Source organism: Colwellia sp. M166 (genome assembly GCF_024585285.1).
GTDB lineage: Bacteria > Pseudomonadota > Gammaproteobacteria > Enterobacterales > Alteromonadaceae > Cognaticolwellia.
In genome coordinates, this window is sequence record NZ_CP040755.1 from 2,921,489 (window position 1) to 2,940,343 (window position 18,855).

The 18,855-nt window shown below is 39.6% G+C and carries 23 protein-coding genes; 22 read left to right on the top strand and 1 reads right to left on the bottom strand.

The features are described 5' to 3' along the window. Window positions 1–6 precede the first annotated feature (6 nt). The 6 genes from rlmB to rplI all read left to right on the top strand — a co-directional run bounded on the left by rlmB (window position 7) and on the right by rplI (window position 3,611). On the top strand, window positions 7–765 hold the full coding sequence (gene rlmB, locus FGD67_RS13305; RefSeq protein WP_257171628.1) for a 23S rRNA (guanosine(2251)-2'-O)-methyltransferase RlmB: 759 nt from the start codon (window positions 7–9) through the stop codon (window positions 763–765). 171 nt (window positions 766–936) lie between these two features. Next, a complete protein-coding gene (locus tag FGD67_RS13310) occupies window positions 937–1,800 on the top strand; it encodes a universal stress protein (protein ID WP_257171629.1) in 864 nt (287 codons plus the stop codon). Between the two features lie 257 nt (window positions 1,801–2,057). After that, window positions 2,058–2,504, top strand: a complete 447-nt coding sequence (rpsF, locus tag FGD67_RS13315) for a 30S ribosomal protein S6 (RefSeq protein WP_257171630.1) — start codon at window positions 2,058–2,060, stop codon at window positions 2,502–2,504. Between the two features lie 7 nt (window positions 2,505–2,511). Beyond that, window positions 2,512–2,844 carry a primosomal replication protein N gene (gene priB / locus FGD67_RS13320; protein WP_257171631.1) on the top strand — a complete coding sequence of 111 codons (333 nt, stop codon included), beginning with the start codon at window positions 2,512–2,514 and terminating at the stop codon, window positions 2,842–2,844. 66 nt (window positions 2,845–2,910) lie between these two features. Then, on the top strand, window positions 2,911–3,138 hold the full coding sequence (gene rpsR / locus FGD67_RS13325) for a 30S ribosomal protein S18 (protein WP_077283912.1): 228 nt from the start codon (window positions 2,911–2,913) through the stop codon (window positions 3,136–3,138). 20 nt (window positions 3,139–3,158) lie between these two features. Further along, window positions 3,159–3,611: a 50S ribosomal protein L9 gene (rplI, locus tag FGD67_RS13330; protein WP_257171632.1), complete on the top strand. Its 453-nt coding sequence runs from the start codon at window positions 3,159–3,161 to the stop codon at window positions 3,609–3,611. A 71-nt stretch (window positions 3,612–3,682) separates the two neighbouring features. Here rplI and FGD67_RS13335 read toward each other — a convergent pair whose 3' ends face one another. Further along, window positions 3,683–4,648 (bottom strand): 1-aminocyclopropane-1-carboxylate deaminase/D-cysteine desulfhydrase, encoded by a 966-nt coding sequence (locus FGD67_RS13335; RefSeq protein WP_257171633.1) that lies wholly within the window; start codon window positions 4,646–4,648, stop codon window positions 3,683–3,685. 120 nt (window positions 4,649–4,768) lie between these two features. Here FGD67_RS13335 and FGD67_RS13340 point away from each other — a divergent pair, with 120 nt between their 5' ends. The 16 genes from FGD67_RS13340 to FGD67_RS13415 all read left to right on the top strand — a co-directional run bounded on the left by FGD67_RS13340 (window position 4,769) and on the right by FGD67_RS13415 (window position 18,670). Next, window positions 4,769–5,668: a hypothetical protein gene (locus FGD67_RS13340; protein ID WP_257171634.1), complete on the top strand. Its 900-nt coding sequence runs from the start codon at window positions 4,769–4,771 to the stop codon at window positions 5,666–5,668. A 1-nt stretch (window position 5,669) separates the two neighbouring features. After that, the gene (locus FGD67_RS13345) at window positions 5,670–6,266 is read left to right on the top strand and encodes a PilN domain-containing protein (RefSeq protein WP_257171635.1); all 597 of its coding nucleotides are present in this window, start codon (window positions 5,670–5,672) and stop codon (window positions 6,264–6,266) included. Between the two features lie 4 nt (window positions 6,267–6,270). Further along, entirely contained in the window at window positions 6,271–6,975 is a 705-nt protein-coding gene (locus tag FGD67_RS13350) for a hypothetical protein (protein WP_257171636.1), read from the top strand. Then, window positions 6,968–7,291, top strand: coding sequence for a hypothetical protein (locus FGD67_RS13355; RefSeq protein WP_257171637.1), 324 nt, complete (start codon window positions 6,968–6,970; stop codon window positions 7,289–7,291). Before FGD67_RS13350 ends, FGD67_RS13355 begins: the two co-directional genes overlap by 8 nt. Next, the gene (gene mshL, locus FGD67_RS13360) at window positions 7,288–8,988 is read left to right on the top strand and encodes a pilus (MSHA type) biogenesis protein MshL (RefSeq protein WP_257171638.1); all 1,701 of its coding nucleotides are present in this window, start codon (window positions 7,288–7,290) and stop codon (window positions 8,986–8,988) included. Before FGD67_RS13355 ends, mshL begins: the two co-directional genes overlap by 4 nt. A gap of 11 nt (window positions 8,989–8,999) precedes the next feature. Next, window positions 9,000–9,908, top strand: coding sequence for an ExeA family protein (locus tag FGD67_RS13365; protein WP_257171639.1), 909 nt, complete (start codon window positions 9,000–9,002; stop codon window positions 9,906–9,908). Then, complete coding sequence (locus FGD67_RS13370) at window positions 9,905–11,056, top strand: lipopolysaccharide assembly protein LapB (protein ID WP_257171640.1); 1,152 nt, start codon at window positions 9,905–9,907, stop codon at window positions 11,054–11,056. The genes FGD67_RS13365 and FGD67_RS13370 overlap by 4 nt, the downstream gene beginning before the upstream one ends. Before the next feature lies 1 nt (window position 11,057). Next, the gene (locus tag FGD67_RS13375) at window positions 11,058–12,773 is read left to right on the top strand and encodes a GspE/PulE family protein (protein ID WP_257171641.1); all 1,716 of its coding nucleotides are present in this window, start codon (window positions 11,058–11,060) and stop codon (window positions 12,771–12,773) included. A gap of 11 nt (window positions 12,774–12,784) precedes the next feature. After that, window positions 12,785–14,023, top strand: a complete 1,239-nt coding sequence (locus FGD67_RS13380) for a type II secretion system F family protein (RefSeq protein ID WP_257171642.1) — start codon at window positions 12,785–12,787, stop codon at window positions 14,021–14,023. A gap of 25 nt (window positions 14,024–14,048) precedes the next feature. Continuing rightward, window positions 14,049–14,555, top strand: coding sequence for a hypothetical protein (locus tag FGD67_RS13385; protein ID WP_077283887.1), 507 nt, complete (start codon window positions 14,049–14,051; stop codon window positions 14,553–14,555). Between the two features lie 146 nt (window positions 14,556–14,701). Next, window positions 14,702–15,325: a prepilin-type N-terminal cleavage/methylation domain-containing protein gene (locus tag FGD67_RS21815; protein WP_306556750.1), complete on the top strand. Its 624-nt coding sequence runs from the start codon at window positions 14,702–14,704 to the stop codon at window positions 15,323–15,325. Window positions 15,326–15,358: 33 nt separating this feature from the next. Next, the gene (locus FGD67_RS21820; protein WP_306556751.1) at window positions 15,359–15,877 is read left to right on the top strand and encodes a type II secretion system protein; all 519 of its coding nucleotides are present in this window, start codon (window positions 15,359–15,361) and stop codon (window positions 15,875–15,877) included. A gap of 449 nt (window positions 15,878–16,326) precedes the next feature. Then, window positions 16,327–16,806 (top strand): type II secretion system protein, encoded by a 480-nt coding sequence (locus FGD67_RS21825; RefSeq protein WP_306556752.1) that lies wholly within the window; start codon window positions 16,327–16,329, stop codon window positions 16,804–16,806. Continuing rightward, window positions 16,796–17,401 (top strand): type II secretion system protein, encoded by a 606-nt coding sequence (locus FGD67_RS13405; RefSeq protein ID WP_077283878.1) that lies wholly within the window; start codon window positions 16,796–16,798, stop codon window positions 17,399–17,401. Before FGD67_RS21825 ends, FGD67_RS13405 begins: the two co-directional genes overlap by 11 nt. Continuing rightward, on the top strand, window positions 17,401–18,210 hold the full coding sequence (locus FGD67_RS13410) for a PilW family protein (RefSeq protein WP_257171643.1): 810 nt from the start codon (window positions 17,401–17,403) through the stop codon (window positions 18,208–18,210). Before FGD67_RS13405 ends, FGD67_RS13410 begins: the two co-directional genes overlap by 1 nt. Then, entirely contained in the window at window positions 18,200–18,670 is a 471-nt protein-coding gene (locus FGD67_RS13415; RefSeq protein WP_257171644.1) for an MSHA biogenesis protein MshP, read from the top strand. The genes FGD67_RS13410 and FGD67_RS13415 overlap by 11 nt, the downstream gene beginning before the upstream one ends. Window positions 18,671–18,855 lie beyond the last annotated feature (185 nt).

Consider the following 18,855-nt stretch of genomic DNA (forward strand, 5'->3'; position numbering starts at 1 on the left):
AATTTTATGGCAAAGCAAGAAGAGTTAGTTTTTGGCATTCATGCGGTAAAAGCCCTGATTGAAAGCGCACCGGAAAGGTTTATTGAGTTATGGCTATTAAAAGGTCGTGAAGATGACCGTTTAATGCCGATCATTAATTTAGCTAAAAAATACGGTATTCCCGCCCAAATGGCGAACCGTAAAGTACTGGACGATAAAACTGACGGTGAGCAACATCAAGGTGTTGTTGCACGCGTTAAACCAGGAAAAGCGTATACTGAAGCGGATCTGGATAGCATTCTTGCCGAAGCGGAAGGTAAAGGACAAGCACCATTTTTATTGATTTTAGATGGTGTCACTGACCCACATAATTTAGGTGCTTGTTTGCGAAATGCCGATGCGGCGGGAGTACAAGCCATTATAGTGCCAAAAGATAATGCTGCTCGCTTGACTGCAACTGTAAGAAAAGTTGCTGTGGGTGCAGCTGAAAGTGTACCTCTAGTACAAGTGACCAACTTATCGAGAACCATGAAAGCTTTACAGCAAATGGGGGTATGGATTATTGGTACAGCAGGTGAAACGGACAACTGTTTATACAATGAAAAACTCTCTGGACCAATGGCATTAGTAATGGGTGCTGAAGGTAAAGGTATGCGTCGCTTAACTCGCGAAAACTGCGATCAATTAGTTAAGTTACCTATGGCGGGTAGTGTTTCTAGTTTAAATGTTTCCGTGGCAACGGGCATTTGCTTATTTGAAATAGTACGCCAAAGGCTTAATGGTTAGAGTCCTTATGGCTAGCCTAGTAAGTTAGCTGAGCTCGATAGGATAAGTTGATTTTATGCGCAATATCAAGGTCGTACTTGTTACTTTTTGTTAAAGTAATTAAAAGATTACCATGCTCTATGAGCTATTGATTACATTTATAGGTATTAAGCCACAACATAAGGGAATTTTATGAGTAAGATACTTGTTATTGCAGACATGTTAACGCAAGAACCATTAGCCATTAAACGTGCCAGTCAGTTGGCAAGCGCTTACCAGTCAACATTACATATTGTTTATTTTTGCAATGAAGACGTTATAGGTGCTGTCGATAATGTGAAACAAATCAAAGATGATGTATTAGCTAAAATGTCGGAAAAAGCGGCTCAGCAATTAGCCGCTATTTTTTCCGTAAGTGAAACCTATAGCTATGAAGTTGTCTGGGCGTCCCGTATTCATAAATGGGTAGCTAACTACGTAGCAGAAGAGCAACCTAAACTGGTGTTTAAAACGGGTAATCGTTCAGAGTCATTATTTTATACCTCAACAGATTTATACTTATTGAGAGAATGCCAAGTACCTGTGTTAATTTCTGCCCCCGAGAAGTGGCGTAAATCATCAAATATTCTTGCTGCAATTGACTTAAGTACCACGAAAAAAGTTAAGCGGGAATTAAATACAAAAATTTTACAACAAGCTAAAATTTTAGCCGACGGTTTTAATGCTGAATTGCACGTCTGTTATACCGTTCCAACTTCAATACTACTTAAAGACTTAGGAGTGCAATACCCTGATGAAATGGAAAGGCATGCACAGAAAAAATTAGACGAAAAGATTAAAGCAATATGCTCACAGTACGATATTGAACCATGTAACTTTCATATCAAAGCGGGTGAACCTGGTAAGGTTATCACTAGTATTGCTGCACAATCTAAGGCCGGCGTGGTTGTTATTGGTATGATTGGGCGTTCTGGTATTAGTGGTAAGGTGTTCGGTAATACCGCAGAAAAAACCTTATCGTTATTAAAAACCGATATTCTCGCATTAAATCCATAATCAAAAGTTTGATGAAATATAAAATAGCTCGTATATCGGGCTACTTTTTATTAACGGCTATGTAGAAAGAGCGGTTAGTTTAATTTGATGTTTTTCAAGCAGTAAATATCAATCACTGATAAAAACACGTTATTCCTTGCCTTTATTGTTCATTTTCCCTACACTACGCGTCCTTAATTCAGCCTGAACTTTTGTTCCTTGCCTCAACTGGTGTTGGCTGAGCCAGACAATGAGGCTACAACCGTAAGGAGCTCGTAATGCGTCATTACGAAATCGTATTTATGGTTCACCCTGATCAGAGTGAACAAGTACCAGCTATGATTCAGCGTTACAGTGACATCGTCACTAATGCTGAAGGCAAAATCCACCGTCTTGAAGACTGGGGCCGTCGCCAATTAGCTTACCCAATCAATAAATTGCACAAAGCACACTATGTTTTAATTAACATTGAAGCGCCTCAAGCAGCTATTGATGAACTAGAAACTTCTTTCCGTTATAACGATGTTGTTATTCGTAACATGATCATGCGCACTAAAGGCGCGGTAACTGAAGCTTCAGCTATGGCTGTTGCTAAAGAAGACCGTCGTGATGAGCGTCGCGAAGTGAAGAAAGATGTTACTGAAGCACCAGCTGTTGAAGCACCAGTTGTTGAAGCACCAGTTGCTGAAGCACCAGCTGCAGAAGAAGCTGCGTGCGAAGAATAAGTAACCAGTGACCAACTCTCTTTCTATAACAAATAGTCAAGAGAATTGCTTGGTATTGACCGGACATGTGGTAAAGCCACCGAAAACGTCAACTAGCCCAGCCGGTATTAAACACTGTCAGTTTTCTATGGACCATAAGTCTCTACAAAATGAAGCAGGGTTGAACAGACAAGCGTTTGTTCGAATACAGGTTGTCGCTACAGGTAATGTGTCACAGCACTTAACTCGTGATTTAATTGAAGGCTGTAATATTAGAGTGACAGGTTTTATTAACCGTCATGAATCCAGAAACGGAAATCCGCTTTTGGCGTTACATGCCCAACAAATTGAAATGATTTAATTTAGGCCATTTTATTTAACTGATAATTGTCAGGAAAGATAAAGGAAGCCAATTTAGGAGAAATCCATGTCTCGTTTTTTTAGACGTCGTAAGTTCTGCCGCTTTTCAGCGGAAGGTGCTGCTGCAATCGATTATAAAGATACAGCTGTACTAAAAAACTATATCACTGAAAGTGGTAAAATTGTTCCTAGCCGTATTACTGGTACCAGTGCTAAATATCAACGTCAACTTGGTCGTGCGATCAAGCGTGCTCGTTACTTAGCATTATTACCATATACTGATTTACATAAGTAACCTAATAAGGGGTTTTGAAAATGGAAGTAATACTTCTTGATAAAATCGCCAAATTAGGCGGCCTTGGCGACAAGGTAACAGTTAAATCTGGTTACGCTCGTAACTTTTTATTACCAAAAGGCAAAGCTGTTTTTGCCTCTAAAGCAAACGTTGAGCACTTTGAAGCTCGTCGTGCTGACTTAGAGAAAAACTTAGCTGAACAACTTACTGCTGCACAAGCTCGTGCTGCCAAGTTAACTGAATTAGCCGAAGTCACTATCGCTTCTAAAGCAGGTGAAGAAGGCAAATTATTTGGTTCTATTGGTACCCGTGATATTGCTGATGCAATCTCTGAAGCTGGCGTTGAAGTTGTTAAAGCTGAAGTACGTTTACCTTTAGGTAGCATCCGTGAAACAGGTGAATTCGATATCGTAATTCACGTGCACAACGATGTAGATGCAACAATTAAAGTAGTGGTTATTGCTGAAGCTTAATCGCGCGCAATAGTTAGCTATTAAAAACCCTGTCTTCAGTAATGAAAACAGGGTTTTTTTATGGCAATAATTCAACCATAACTCTGACTCTTTTGGTTTATTGGTGCCACAGGTAGTGTTGGCCAGTCCTTTTGTGGAAGGATGCCACGCTCAAACATACCTGCCAGTCCTTGCAAGCCCCCTGTATGTAACAATACAATACGTTGATGGGCCGGAAAATAACCGGCTTCAATAAGATCGAGTAAAGCTAAAATCATTTTTCCTGAATATACTGGTTCAAAATCTATCCCTACACTTTTAGCAAAACTACGTATTCTCTGTGCATCATGGGGATTAAATTTAGCGTAGCCTCCGCGATGAAATTGATTCATAACTTGCCAGTTACGGTATGATTTAGCCGCCTCAGGTAATAATTCATTTACTTGTTGCTCAAGATAACCATCTTGTTTCAACACAGAGATCCCCAGTAGTTCATGCTGAGCTTTATCAGCGAAAATCAAGCCTGCAAGTGTACCGCCACTGCCTACAGGAGTTATAAGCGTATCGAACTCGCCTTGTTGATTTAATTCGGCAATAACTTCAGCCATACCGGTTAAAGCAAGCGCATTACTGCCTCCTTCAGGTACGATAAGATAATCCGGAAATTGCTGTTGTAGTTGCTGTAAATAGCTTTCTTGGTTACGTAAACGATAGGTTTTTCTATCGACGAATGACAGTTGCATGCCCCAATGTTTTGCCCAGGCTAAGGTGTAATTGTTTTGATTATCTTGCTCGCCACGAATAATACCAATAGCGGATAATTGTTGTTGTTGACAGGCCAGAGCACAGGCGTGAATATGATTAGAAAAACAACCACCAAAGGTGATGATACCTTCAGCACCAATGGCTTTAGCATGTAATAAATTGTATTTTAGCTTGCGCCATTTGTTACCCGAAATAACTTTATCAATCTGATCATCACGCTTAACTTGCACAGAAATCTTATGATGAATAAAAGTTGGATGATGAATTGGCTGTAAGATGGATAAAGCAGACATAATATTTTATAGCTCAGAAATAAGGTAAATAAAATGAAGTAATTAAAACACTTGCGTGATAAATAGAATCAGCGATAATGGTTTTATGGTGACACGTAAATAAGAGAATGATATCGCTTAATGTCAATTATTACACGTATCAAAAATGTTTTCTCACAAACAAAGTCCGCTAATATTGTTGGTGTTGCCTTACGGCAGCAGTCGATTAGTTATTTGATAAAAAAATCGACTGAAAATCACTGTGAAGTCATCGAAAATAAAGCTCATCCGCTGAAAAATGCACTCAAGCACTTAGTTGCCACTAAGTCATTAACTGGGCAATGTCATTTGGTGTTGCCGAATGCTCATTCGCAATTCGTGCAAGTTGATAAGCCAAACGTCCCCATTGCAGAAATACATGGCGCCTTAAAGTGGCAAATAAAAGATTTAGTCAGTATTGCCCCCGAAAATATGGTTTTAGATTATTTTGATGGGCCGATATTGGCTGGTGGTCATGAAAAAATTAATGTTGTTTGTGTTGCTAAAAATGATTTAATTGAACTCGTCACAACATTAACAACTGATAATTTGAATGTTGTCAGTATTACCACTGAAGAGTTTGCTTTTGCTAGTTTGTTGCCAGTTCAAGAAGACGCTGTGTTATTGGTTTGCCAGCAGCCTGGTGAAGAAGTGAACCTGTTAATTATCAAAAATGGTCAATTATTTTTTAGTCGACGTTTACGGGGCTTTGCCCAGATTGCCACCAAAAGTGAAGACGAACTAAGCATGAGCGTTGTTGACTCACTAAGTTTAGAAATTCAGCGCTCGACTGACTACTTTGATCGCCAATTAAAGCAAGCACCAATTAAAGCGATTGAAGTCTTGATCCCAATGCAGAATGAAGCCTTTTTAGCTCGCAAGTTGGCGGAGAATACCAACGTAGAGGTGAAGTTGTTTACTATGCCAGAAAGCTTGGGAAACTATCGAAATAGTGCGGTAGCCATAGGTTCAACGCAGTTAAATTTTATGGAGCCAAACTAAAATGGCTAAATATTCGATTAACTTATTACAGGCCGACTTACTACCGGTAAAAGCCTTGTGGACACTGAATCGTGTTGTCGCTTTATGGTTAACGGCTTTGATAGTTATGTTGGTACTAATCTTTATCTCTCAGATACAGTTAAGTCGTTTAAATGCAGTGTTGCAAGCGGAAAAGGCACTAAATAGTAGTCAAAAACTGCAATTACAAAACTTAGAATCTGCTATCAGTGCTAACCGTAAAGATGCGGCATTGTTGGCCAAACTTAATACGGTTAAATTAGTGATTGCAAATAAGCAGCATCTACATCAGCAATTAACGGACCCGGCACAAACTTATAGTGCTGGTTTTTCTAGTGCAATGGCTGAGTTAGCTGAGTTACATAACAACAACATTAGCTTACAGAGTGTTAATATTGGTAACGGTAATATGACATTTACTGGTATAGCTCGTACACCTGATGCCGTGCCGAATTGGTTATCTGGTTTTGAATCTTCAACATTTTTATCAGGTAAGCGCTTTATTAATTTTTCTTTGACTGAAAATGAGCAACAACTAACGGAGTTTGTTGTTAGCTCTGCACAGGGTAAAGGGGAGTAATAATATGGCGCAATGGCTGGCTTTTAGTGAAAAATTTAGTAACACCACTCCGCGAGAACAATATTTAATTATTACGGCTGGTTTAATCGCCATAGGTTTTATCTTATACAGTTTATTTTTAGGTGTTGCTTATCAGGGCATCGCTCAACTGAATGAGAAAATTTTGCAGACACAGCAAAGCAATGAAAACAATAAAAATTCTATTCAAGTGTTAGAGCAAGCATTGCTTGAAGATCCTAACAGTGCCTTGAAGAAAGAATTGTTGCAGTACCAAGCAAAGCTGGGGGAAATAGATCAACAATTATTGAGCTTAACCTCAGACTTAATTGATCCTATTCAAATGCGTTATGCCTTAATCAAACTGTTAAAATTACAGAAGGGGGTTAAGTTACTTTCATTTGAAGTTTTGCCTGCAAGCCCAGTAACGAAAAGTAACCTTGAAAATAGTGAACAGCAGGATAAACAAGACACGCTAGCTGCCAGTGTTGATCAAACACCGGCCAAGCAGTTACGTTTATATCGCCATGGCATTAAAATTAAGCTACAAGGGCAATACTTTCAGTTAAAAGATTACTTGATACAATTAGAAAGTTTGTCTTGGAAATTCTTTTGGCAAGAATTTGATTATCAACTAAAAGCCCATCCAGTTAGTGAACTAGAAGTGGAAATCTATAGTTTAAGTACGGCACAGGAGTTTATTGGTGTATAAAATTAGCCTCATTTTATTGCTACTGTCATTGCCTCATTATGCAAATAGCCAACAAGTGGATCCGACGAAGCCTTTTGATGCAGTAGCATCAAGCAGTGGCAGTAGTAGCGAAAAAAGCACGCGGTTAACTTTACAATCGATTATTCGAAGTGACGGCAATAAAAAAGTTATTATTGATGGTCAAGTGCTGAATGTTGGTGATAAATATAAAGGTTTTGAGTTGATAGCTATTAACTCAAAAGGGGTGGTGCTAGATTCACCACAGGGTAAAATGGAATTATCATTATTTTCCGGTGTTATAGCGAACTCACAATGAAAAAAATAATTAATCATAAAAAGCACCAAATTCAATTGTTTTGTTGCACAGCTGTACTTGTGCTTGCCGGCTGTCAATCAGCACCAAAACCACCGACTGAGGTTAATCAAGCCTTAGATGACGCGATTGCTCAAGCGAGTCAGCCAGCAACACCTAAGCCATTAAAAGCACTACCGAACTCTGTTCGCCGAGAGCTTATGCAAAAAGAAGTTCAGCAAGCGCGTCACGGCTTGTTGGCTGAGAAACGTTTAGAAATAGCGGCAAGTGGGGTTGCCGCGGAGCAATTTTTTGCCGCTATTGTTGATGACTCTTCATACAGTATTGCGGTTCATCCTGAGGTTAGTGGCACGATCACCTTGAATTTAAAAGATGTGACATTAGATGAAACGCTTGATGTTATTGAGTCACTGTATGGTTACGACATTCGTCGCCAAGGTCGAGTGATTCAAGTTTATCCTGCCGGTATTCGTACTGAAACAATTCCGCTAAATTATTTATATGTTAAGCGCAGCGGTATGTCTAGTACTAGCATAAACTCTGGTGGTGTTTCAGAGAATGATCCTAATAGTAGTAACTCAAGTGGTAACAATAGCAATAATAATAGCAGCAATAGTAATCAAAATAGTAATGGTCAAGGTAGTAATAATCAGAATGGCAGTAGCGGTATTAACATTTATACCGAAAACGAATCTGACTTCTGGAGTGAATTAAAAGAAACCTTAACGGCATTGGTGGGTAATGAAGGCGGTCGTTCTGTCATTGTTTCACCACAAGCGGGCTTAGTCACCATTCGAGCACTGCCTTCTGAAATCACCGCAGTTAAGAGCTTTCTTGAAAGCACTCAAGAGCACTTGCGTCGTCAAGTGATTATTGAAGCAAAAATTATGGAAGTCACTTTAAATGATGATTATCAGCAAGGGGTGAAGTGGGATCAAGTACTAGGACATATTGAAAGTACCGATATTGGCTTTTCAACCACAGGAAATATTGCTGGTAATGTTATTTCTTCTGCAATAGGTGGGGTAACCAGCCTGAGCTTTCTAAATAAAGATTTTAGTGGTGTGATTGATTTGTTATCAACTCAAGGTAATGTACAAGTACTTTCCAGCCCAAGAATTACAGCAACCAACAATCAAAAAGCCATTATTAAAGTCGGCGAAGATGAATATTTTGTTACTGATGTTTCTAGTACCACGACAACGGGTACTTCAACTACCACAACCCCTGAAATTGATTTAACACCATTTTTCTCTGGTATTGCACTGGATGTAACGCCACAAATAGATGCTGATGGTGAAGTTATTTTGCATATTCACCCATCAGTGACCATTACTGACGAGCAAACTAAAACCATACGGTTAAGTAACGAAGATATTATTTTACCATTAGCGCAAAGCAGTGTCCGCGAATCAGATACTATTATACGCGCTAAGTCAGGTGAAATAGTTGTGATTGGTGGCCTCATTGAAACCCGAAAAGTTAATATTGAATCTAAAACGCCGTTCTTAGGTGATATCCCAATTATGGGCGAATTATTTAAGAGTAAGAGTGAATCAGTGCAGAAAAAAGAGCTGGTTATTTTGCTAAAACCTATTGTTATTGGGCAAGATACTTGGAAAAACCAACTACAGGATGCGCGTGCTTTGTTAAAACAATGGTTTCCTGAAGATGCGGACGCAAACGCCGCTAGTAATTAAGTTACCACGCTATGTATTTGTACCATTTTGGTTTAAGAGAACTCCCCTTTACTTTAACACCAAACACCAGTTTTTATTTGGGTTTAGAGCCTCATGACGAGGCGCTTGCGGTATTACTTACCGCATTAAAAACCGGTGAGGGCTTTATTAAAGTGGTCGGTGAGGTTGGTACGGGGAAAACCTTACTGTGTCGTAAATTATTAAATGAAATTCCGGAACATTTTGTCACCGCTTACATTCCAAACCCCTACTTAAAACCTGATGAATTAAGGCGTGCGGTTGCTGTTGAACTTGGGGTGAAGCAAGCGCAGCGTATATCGCTACAGCTTTTAACACAACGTATTCAGCAAAGGTTATTGGAATTGCACAACCAAGGGCATTCTGTCGTGTTGATCCTTGATGAAGCGCAAGCACTACCAGCTGAAAGCCTTGAAGCGTTGCGACTATTTACCAACCTTGAAACAGAAACTAGAAAATTATTACAAGTGGTATTATTTGCGCAACCAGAGTTGGATGAACGCTTAGCTGAAAAAGCCTTTCGACAATTGAAGCAGCGCATCACTTTTTCTTATAAATTGCGTGCCATGACGGCACTGGAAGTTGAACATTATATTCAGCATCGCTTGCAGGTTGCTGGTTATAAAGGTGCCAGTTTATTTACTCGAGCTATTGCGAAAAAAATTGCTAAAGTCAGTAACGGTATTCCACGGCTAGTGAATATTATTTGCCATAAAATGTTGATGCTTGGCTATGGCGAAGGGTGTTATCAACTCACTAATAAACATTTAACAAAAGCAATTCAAGATACTGAAGGTATGCAGCATAAACCCCCTCACAAGTTTTATTTAGCTAGCCTATTAATTACTGCGCTGCTTGTTGGCTTATATTATTCATGGAATGTTATCGGGATATCGCTATGAGCGTCATCAATCAAATGTTAAAAGATTTAGACCAGCGTCAAAGTGAACAAAAAGGAACGGCTAATGCTGCAGTTTCTGTGACAAGAAAAATTTCAGCTCGCAGCATGCTGTTAGTTATTGTCGCTATTTTGGTATTAAATGTTCTCGGTATTTTTAGCTGGCAACTTTACAGTGAAAATCAACAGTTAAAAGATCAAGTGCTGGCAGTTGAAGCTAAAAGCGATGCCAATACCACTCAGCCAATTGTGGCTCATAGCAATGAAAAAAACACTGATGAGAAAAACATTAATCCCCCCCCGATTATTCGCTCTGAGCCCGTGCGAGAAAAAGCCTTAGCGACAACATCGATCGCAAAAAAAGAAGCTATGGATAAAGCTGATAATGTAGCAAAGCAGTTATCCGCTTTATCAGAAAAGCCAGTTATGCTTAACAGTGATAGCCCTGCAGTAAGCAAGCTGAAAGCAATTAATCAGCCGGAGAGTGTTGTTGATCTTGCTCAGAAAAAACCTGTTCTCGATATTGTTAAGCTTGAAGATACCGACACCAAACCAAGTTTAACTATTTCACGTACACAATTGACGCCACAGGCGCTAGCAGCCAATAAAATAACTGAAGCTGAGCAGGCCATTGAGCGTAATGACATTATTAAGGCTGAAGCATTATTTGAAGAAGTGTTATTGATCATGCCTGAGCATGAAACTGCTCGGAAACAGCTCGCTGCACTGTGGTATGGTAAAAAATCTTATCAAGATGCGGTGAACTTATTATCACAAGGTATAGCGTTAGCACCCCAATCTGAAGAAATGCGTTTAATGACGGCACGAATTTATTATGAACAAGGCCAGCCGAGACCAGCCTATAATGTCTTAAGGCCAGTAAATCATAGTACAAGTACAGAATTACAAGCACTACTCGCAAATACGGCAGCAGACTTAAGCGAGCATGGTAATGCCATTGTTGCTTATGAAAAACTTATTGCACTTGAGCCTCATGTTGGGCGATGGTGGTTGGGATCTGCAGTGTCATTAGATAGCCTTGGCAAATTTGTGCTGGCAAGAGATGCCTACAAACAGGCAATAGCGCGCAATGACTTATCTAATAGTGCGATGCAGTTTGCTCGTCAACGCCTGATAGAGCTAGGAGAATAATATGGCAGCACCTAAATTAAAAATGCGTTTGGGCGACTTGCTTGTTCACGAACATATCATTAGTAATGAACAATTGATGCAAGCGTTAAATAGCCAAAAAACCAGTGGCAGAAAACTCGGTGATGCCTTAATTGAATTAGGTCATATTGGTGAAAAACAGCTGTTAGAATTTTTAGCGCAGCAGCTTGATGTGCCATTTTTAGATATTAGCCAACGAAGAATTCCCCCCGAAGTTGCCTTGTTATTACCAGAAGTGCATGCAAGACGTTTGCGTGCCCTGATTATTGAAGATCAAGGGGATTCGGTACTCATTGGTATGAGTGACCCAGCTGATTTAAGTGCCCTTGATCAACTTGAGCAAATGTTATCGCCAAAACGTTTAAACTTAGCGGTGATAATGGAATCGCAACTGTTTGACGCTTTCGATAGTTTATATCGCCGTACAGCTGATATTGAATCCTTTGCTAGCCAACTTGAGGAAGAATATGATCAAGGAAGTAACTTCGATTTATCAAGTACCTTTCTTGAAGAGGGGGGTGACGCAACTGTTGGTAAGCTATTGCAATCGGTTTTTGAGGATGCGGTGCAAATGCGAGCATCCGATGTCCATATTGAGCCAGATGAAAACTCGTTACGTATTCGTCAGCGTATTGATGGCGTGTTGCAAGAAAATATATTAAAAGAGAATAAAATTGCCTCAGCAATGGTGTTGCGTTTAAAGCTGATGGCGGGCTTAGATATTTCTGAAAAGCGCTTACCGCAAGATGGTCGATTTAACCTACAAATTAAAGGCCATAGCATTGATGTACGTATGTCGACTATGCCAGTACAACATGGTGAATCCGTTGTTATGCGACTACTAGATCAATCTGCTGGGTTATTGTCGCTAGATGAAACAGGCATGCCAGAGCAATTTGTGCAGCGTATCCGCCATCAAATATCACGACCTCATGGCATGGTGTTGGTTACTGGTCCTACAGGTAGTGGTAAAACAACAACGTTATATGCCGCACTAAGTGAGCTAAACCAAGCGAGTAAAAAAATAATTACGGTTGAAGATCCTGTCGAATATCGCTTACCACGAGTTAATCAGGTGCAGGTGAATAGCAAAATAAACCTGACATTTTCAAGCGTACTGCGCACGGCGCTCCGACAAGACCCTGATATTCTGATGGTGGGTGAGATGCGTGACCAAGAAACGGTTGAAATTGGTCTGCGAGGCGCATTAACTGGTCATTTAGTTTTGTCTACACTACATACGAATGATGCTATCACTAGTGCCCTGCGCTTATTAGATATGGGCGCAGCTGGTTTTTTAGTCGGCAGTTCATTAAGAGCAATTATTGCGCAGCGCTTAGTGCGAAAAATTTGTGAAAATTGTCGACAAGTTCACCAACCCGATCAACAGGAAATGATGTGGCTATCGAATCTTGCGGACAGTGACATCAGTGCTATTACATTTAGTAACGGCAGGGGATGTCAAAGTTGTCACTATACTGGCTATAAAGGTCGGATCGGTGTTTTTGAATTATTAGAAATGAATGAAGCTATGATGTCGGCATTAAAACGTGAAGATACTGAGGCCTTCACACAAGCAGCCAAGCAGCATCCGGAGTTTAGACCATTAGCACTTGCAGCATTTGATTATGCTAAATTAGGTATCACCAGTGTTGAAGAAGTATTGCGTTTAGTTGAAACCGTTGACGTTACAGGATAAGCAATAATATTATGCCAGCATTTAATTATATTGGGCGAGATGCCAATGGTAGCCAAGTAAAAGGCGCTATCGAAGCGGTCAATTCCGCTATGGTTGCTGAGCAATTATCCCGTAAACGTATTATTCCGATATCTATAGAAAGCGCTAAACAGGCTGATAGTGACATTTCATCAAAAAATATTGATATTAGTGATTTACTGGGCTTTAACCAAGTTACCTTGGACGATTTAATTGTTTTTTGTCGGCAAATGTATGCCTTGGTTAAGTCAGGTGTGCCAATTTTAAGAGCCATTAATGGCATGGCAGAATCAAGTACATCAGTAAAGTTAAAGTCAGCATTAACAGATATTTCTGCGCAACTAGAGGGTGGCTTTCCGCTTTCTAATGCCTTACATCAGCACCCCAAAATATTTACGCCCTTGTTTGTTTCTCTGGTCCATGTTGGCGAGAATACAGGTAATCTCGACGATGCATTTCTAAAGCTTGCCAGCTATTTTGAGCGTGAACAAGAAACCCGTAAACGCATTAAAACCGCTTTACGCTATCCTAGCTTTGTTTTGATTGCCATTGTTGCTGCGTTAGTTATTTTAAATATTTTTGTAATTCCGACCTTCGCAAATATGTTTAGTAAGCTCGGCGCTGACTTACCTTGGGCAACTAAAATGCTGATTGCTAGCTCCAACTTCTTTCTCAACTATTGGCCGCATATGTTGATCGCCAGTGTTGTTGGCTTTTTTGCGATTAAGTATTATTTAAAAACACCTGCTGGGATGTACGGTTGGGACAGGCGCAAGTTGAAATTACCGGTTGTTGGTGGGGTTATTGAACGTTCAATTCTATCTCGTTTTGCTCATACCTTTGCCATTATTTTACGTGCTGGCGTACCAATGACATCTGGCTTAACACTCGTTGCTGATGCCGTTGATAATACTTTTATGCGTGAAAAAATTATTGCCATGCGTAGTAGTATTGAAAGTGGTGAAAGTTTATTACGCTCGGCGGTTACCAGTACCTTATTTACTCCTTTAGTGTTACAGATGGTCGCTGTCGGTGAAGAAACAGGGCGAGTTGATGAGTTACTGGCAGAAGTTGGTGATTATTATGAACGAGAAGTAGACTATGAACTTAGTACATTAACAGCGCGTATTGAGCCTATTATGGTTGCAATTGTCGCTGTTATGGTCTTGGTATTAGCGTTAGGTATCTTTACCCCTATGTGGGATATGATGTCAGCATTCCAAGGTAAGTAAATGAACTTCTTTATATGGTAAAACAATGACATCATTACAGGTTGCTGAAAAAAAAGAAAAGTCTCTAGCAGAAATTCTTATGGTAGTTGTACTGGTAGCATTATTAATGGCGACTTTTATATTTTATTTTTTTAAACACCAAGGACAACTGACCCGTGCTGGTTTCGAATCGATAGCGCAAGTTTTTTCTGCAAGAGTCAATGGTATTCGTGCACAGTGGTTTATGGATAAACAACCACATTTGGTTAAGATTCAAGCTAGTAACCAGCTAGCCGATGGTAGCAATGAGGTAAAGGTTCCTGTTAATAGCAAAGGCTGGGTTGACGCTGGAAGTTCAGATTTATCATGCCAAGAAATTTGGCATTTTGTGATGGGATCACCTTTAGTTTATATGAAGCAACCTATTGGGGCAGTGTTGGTTGGCCCTACATATGAGAAGATGAATTATTGTCAATATAGTTTATCCAGTGGTGAGTATTTTACTTACTATCGCCATGATGGCAAAGTCAGTCAGGTGCAATTAAGACACTAAAATCTACTGGCTCGTTCTCAGGATTAGCGTAAACACGATGTTTTATTCTAATTTTTATGGAAATGTAACTAAGTAAGTGACTTTATTAGTATTTCGTTGTTAGAATAAAATTAAAGCAAAGTTAATATTATAATTAAGAGGTTGTTATGAGAAAACAGTCAGGTTTTACCCTTATAGAGTTAGTTATCGTTGTTGTGATCTTAGGGTTTTTGGCGGTTACCGCAATCCCTAAATTTCTAGACTTAACTGATCAAGCAAAACAAGCAAACATTGAAGGCATGGCTGGCGGTTTTGCTACTGCGATCTCATTAGCTCGTGCACAATGGGAAGCAGAAGGGCGTCCTACAGATGGCACTAACCGTAATGTTGTTAGCTACGACGGTGCAGACTTAGTATTAACAACTGAGGCTACAGGTATCAGACCCGGTTATGTTGTTTCATCAGTTGCCGGACGAAATAATAATGGTGCAGGGTTAGGCACTGGCTTCACATCGGCTAACTGTGTTGATATATGGCAAAACATTTTCCAACAACCGCCACGTATAACTAATGCTATAGCGACCATAAATAGTGATAGCAGCATGGATTACTTAGCGGCTAAATCAGGCTCTGGAGCATCAACTCTCTGTCATTTTTATTTAAAAGAAACTTTAAATAAAAGTGGCGATAATTATACAGACCCCGGTACAGCAACAGATACTGGCAATACCAATAGTTTTACATATCAACCGGCAAATAGCTCAGTCGTGGTTTATATCAATAACAATTAGTTTTATATTAGTTAATAACAAAAGGTTTATATTATGAAAAGGTTTACAGGCAACACTTTTAGTGGCCAAAAGGGTTTTACACTCATTGAGTTAGTCGTGGTTATTGTGATTTTGGGTATTCTAGCGGCAACTGCTGCGCCTAAGTTTATTGATTTGACTGGTGATGCAAAAGCTTCTGTTATGAGAGGAGTGGAAGCTAGTATCGAAAGTGTCTCGAGCGTGATGCATGCAAAAGCTATTATTGATGGTAAAACCTCAGGCACTTCAACTGTAGAAATTGACAACGTTCACTATGTTTTATTCAACGGTTATCCTGCATCGCGAGGAATTGGTGATAATGACGGTACTTCAGCTGCTGCAGCATATGGTTTAAAAGATTTATTAGAGTTAGATACTACAGCTACGGGCGACTTTAAAATAACTGAATCTTCTACTACAACCATTATACAACACATCTCTGCTTCATCAGCAGATTGTCGATTAGTTTATACGCGTTCGTCAGGTGTTAATATTCGTCCTGTGATTGACAGTACTTCACTAGATGATTGTTAATTTTTCGATATAAATTTTTAAAGGAGGGCTTAGCTCTCCTTTTTTATATCAATATTTTAGCTTTGGCTTTAAGTATATTTTTATGATGAATGTTAGTGTGCTATTGATTTGTTTACTTTAGAAATCTAATGTTTAGTTTAGCGCTCTACGATAAAGTAGAATCGCAAACAAAGTATATACATTGACAATCTGGTGGTAAAAGGCTCAAAAGATACAGCTAAGTATAATGACAAGGCCACATAAAACTAAAGAAACTAATAACGCTTAGTTTGATAAAGCTGCTGAGATATACTTGTACAACAATGATTAATCCTATAATTATCGTAGCAGAGTGTGCTTCGCAGAAAGCTGTTTTCCCTAGTTTGAAATGTTCGAATTTATGCACAGCGGTTATAATAATTGATGATTACTTGTGTTTTCTAAGGTAAACAGATAAAAGGTCGTAGTGGATGAATTCAAAAGGGTTTACTTTAATAGAACTTATTCTGGTTATTATAGTTTTAGGTATTCTTGCTGTTACAGTTACGCCTAAATTTTTTAGTAAAAATGGCTTTTCTGAATATGCTTATCGCACTGACATAATCGCCAAATTACGCTTAATACAAACGCGTGCGATGCAACAAGTTAATTCCCCCTCTGCCACGAGCAATAAGTTTTGTCATCAAGTGCAGTTAGCCACTAAACAGCTAACAAAAGTGCTTTGCAGCCCAATTGCAGAGTATGCAGACCCAAGACAGCAAAGAGCTACAAGTGTGACAATTGCGAGTGATGATAACGTTACTTTTAGCCCCGCAGGGCTTATTTTTGCTTTTGATGCTATGGGTCGGCCCAGCGTTAATGGCAACAATAGAAAAATCGAAATCACCATTACCGGTGAGCAAGCATTACAAGTTATTATCGAGTCAGAGGGCTATATTCATGCTAGCTAATCATGGTGCATTGCTAGGTGTTGCCCATGCTCGGCAATTGCAGAGAGGCTTTACCTTGATTGAAACCGTCATTGGTATTGTGGTGCTATCAATATCTTTTGCAATTTTCACAACGTTACTTTATCCCTTGTCTAAACAAAGCGCAGAACAAATTCATCAAATTAGAGCCGCTGAGTTAGGCCAATCAATGATGAATGAGATTTTATCAAAAGCATTTGATGAAAACTCTGATATGTCTGGCGGCTTATACCGCTGTGGCGATGACATCAACAATGATGGCGCCATTGAAGTAACAGATGGCGAACGAGCATGTTCAGTAAATTTAGGCAATGAAGAGTCTGGTGATAGGGCATTATTCGATGATGTTGACGATTATAATGACTTAGTCATTAATGAAATTGAGAGTTCTCTAGGGGCCGGTGATCCTTTAAAAGATATTTACCGTGGTTTTCAAGTAAAAGTTAGTGTGACTAACGAAAGTAACTATCGGGTCACCGCTAATGCAAATAATTACACGGCTAAGTTGATCACGGTGACGGTAACAACGCCGCAGCAATTTGACTTCGTTTTTTCTGCCTTTAAGGCTAATTTTTAATGCGCTTATTATCGACTAAATCAAAGGGATTTACTTTAGTTGAGCTCGTCACAGTGATCGTTATTTTGGGTATTGTTGCCACGAGTATCACGAGTTTTTTACGATTTGGCACTCAAAGTTATACCGATGCAGCGGATCGTGATGCACTTATTTCAACCGCGAGATTTTCGCTTGAGCGGCTTAGTCGAGAAGTCAGAAATGCACTGCCCAATAGCATACGTACTATCGGCAATAATGCTCAATGTTTAGAGTTTACCCCTATCGACCAAAGTGTTATTTATGTTGATATTCCCGTAGCTCCGGAAGCGGCCAGCAATAGCATCGAAGTACTCATGCTAGAAGATTCGCTACAAGCAACAACCAAGTATGTCTCGATATATGCATTAAATACGGCCGATATTTATACTAAAACTCCGGGGGTGGTCGCTGAATTTTCTTCTCTAGATAACGCTGGCGATAAACAAACACCATCAACGATTAATTTCACCAATAATATTTTATTTGTCGCTGAATCACCGACTAAGCGACTGTTCTTTATCGACGAACCCGTGAGTTATTGTATTGAAAGTGAACAGCTTAGACGCTATAAAGGCTATAACGGCTATGACACTAATGGTAAGCCGAATAACGGTGGTGTTTTAATGGCTGAAGATCTAGAAAACTTCTCAGCAGCGGGTCGAGTTGTTCCGTTCGAAACCCTACCTAGCACGTTACAAAGAAACGCTATGGTTATTGTGCGTTTTAAATTCGTTAGAAATGATGAAGAAATAAATTTTAGTCATGAAATTCAGGTGCCTAATGTCCCGTAACCTTAAATTAAAGAATCAACTGTTTCATCATAACTTAGGCTATTATCGACCGCGTAGAGGTAGTTCGTTAGTTATTGCTATTTTTGTTATTGTTGTGATGTCATTACTTGGCGCTGCTTTGGTTAAAATGATGGACTCTAGTCAAGAAAACTTAGCGTTTGAAGTATTAGGAACGCGTGCCTACAACGCTGCCCAAACGGGGGTGCAATGGCAGTTATCGCAGTTGTTTCCTGTGGGTTTAAATAGCAGCGCAGTAAATACATGTGCTGATGTTAGCCATGAGCCACCCATAATCAGTACAATAGAGGGTTTTAACGCTTGTGAAATAGTCGACCCTATTAAATGTGATGACTTCACTCATAATGGGGTACGTTATTATACCATTACAAGTGTCGGACAGTGCAATATCGCTGGTGAAACTACCTCGAGAGTGATTGAAGTGGAAGCTCGAAGTATGTAGGAGTGGCTTCTACGCAGCTTGAGTAGTATGCAAGCTGTCTTGGTGTATTGCCTTATTGACAGGTGAAAAAAACTGGCTTTCCTCGTTTTGAAGTGACGTATTTCATGGGGAGGCGATATAAAAAAGCTTGGCTAATGCGATATAATTTATTTCAGTTAGTGTAGAGTGTGACTTTACTCGACGTT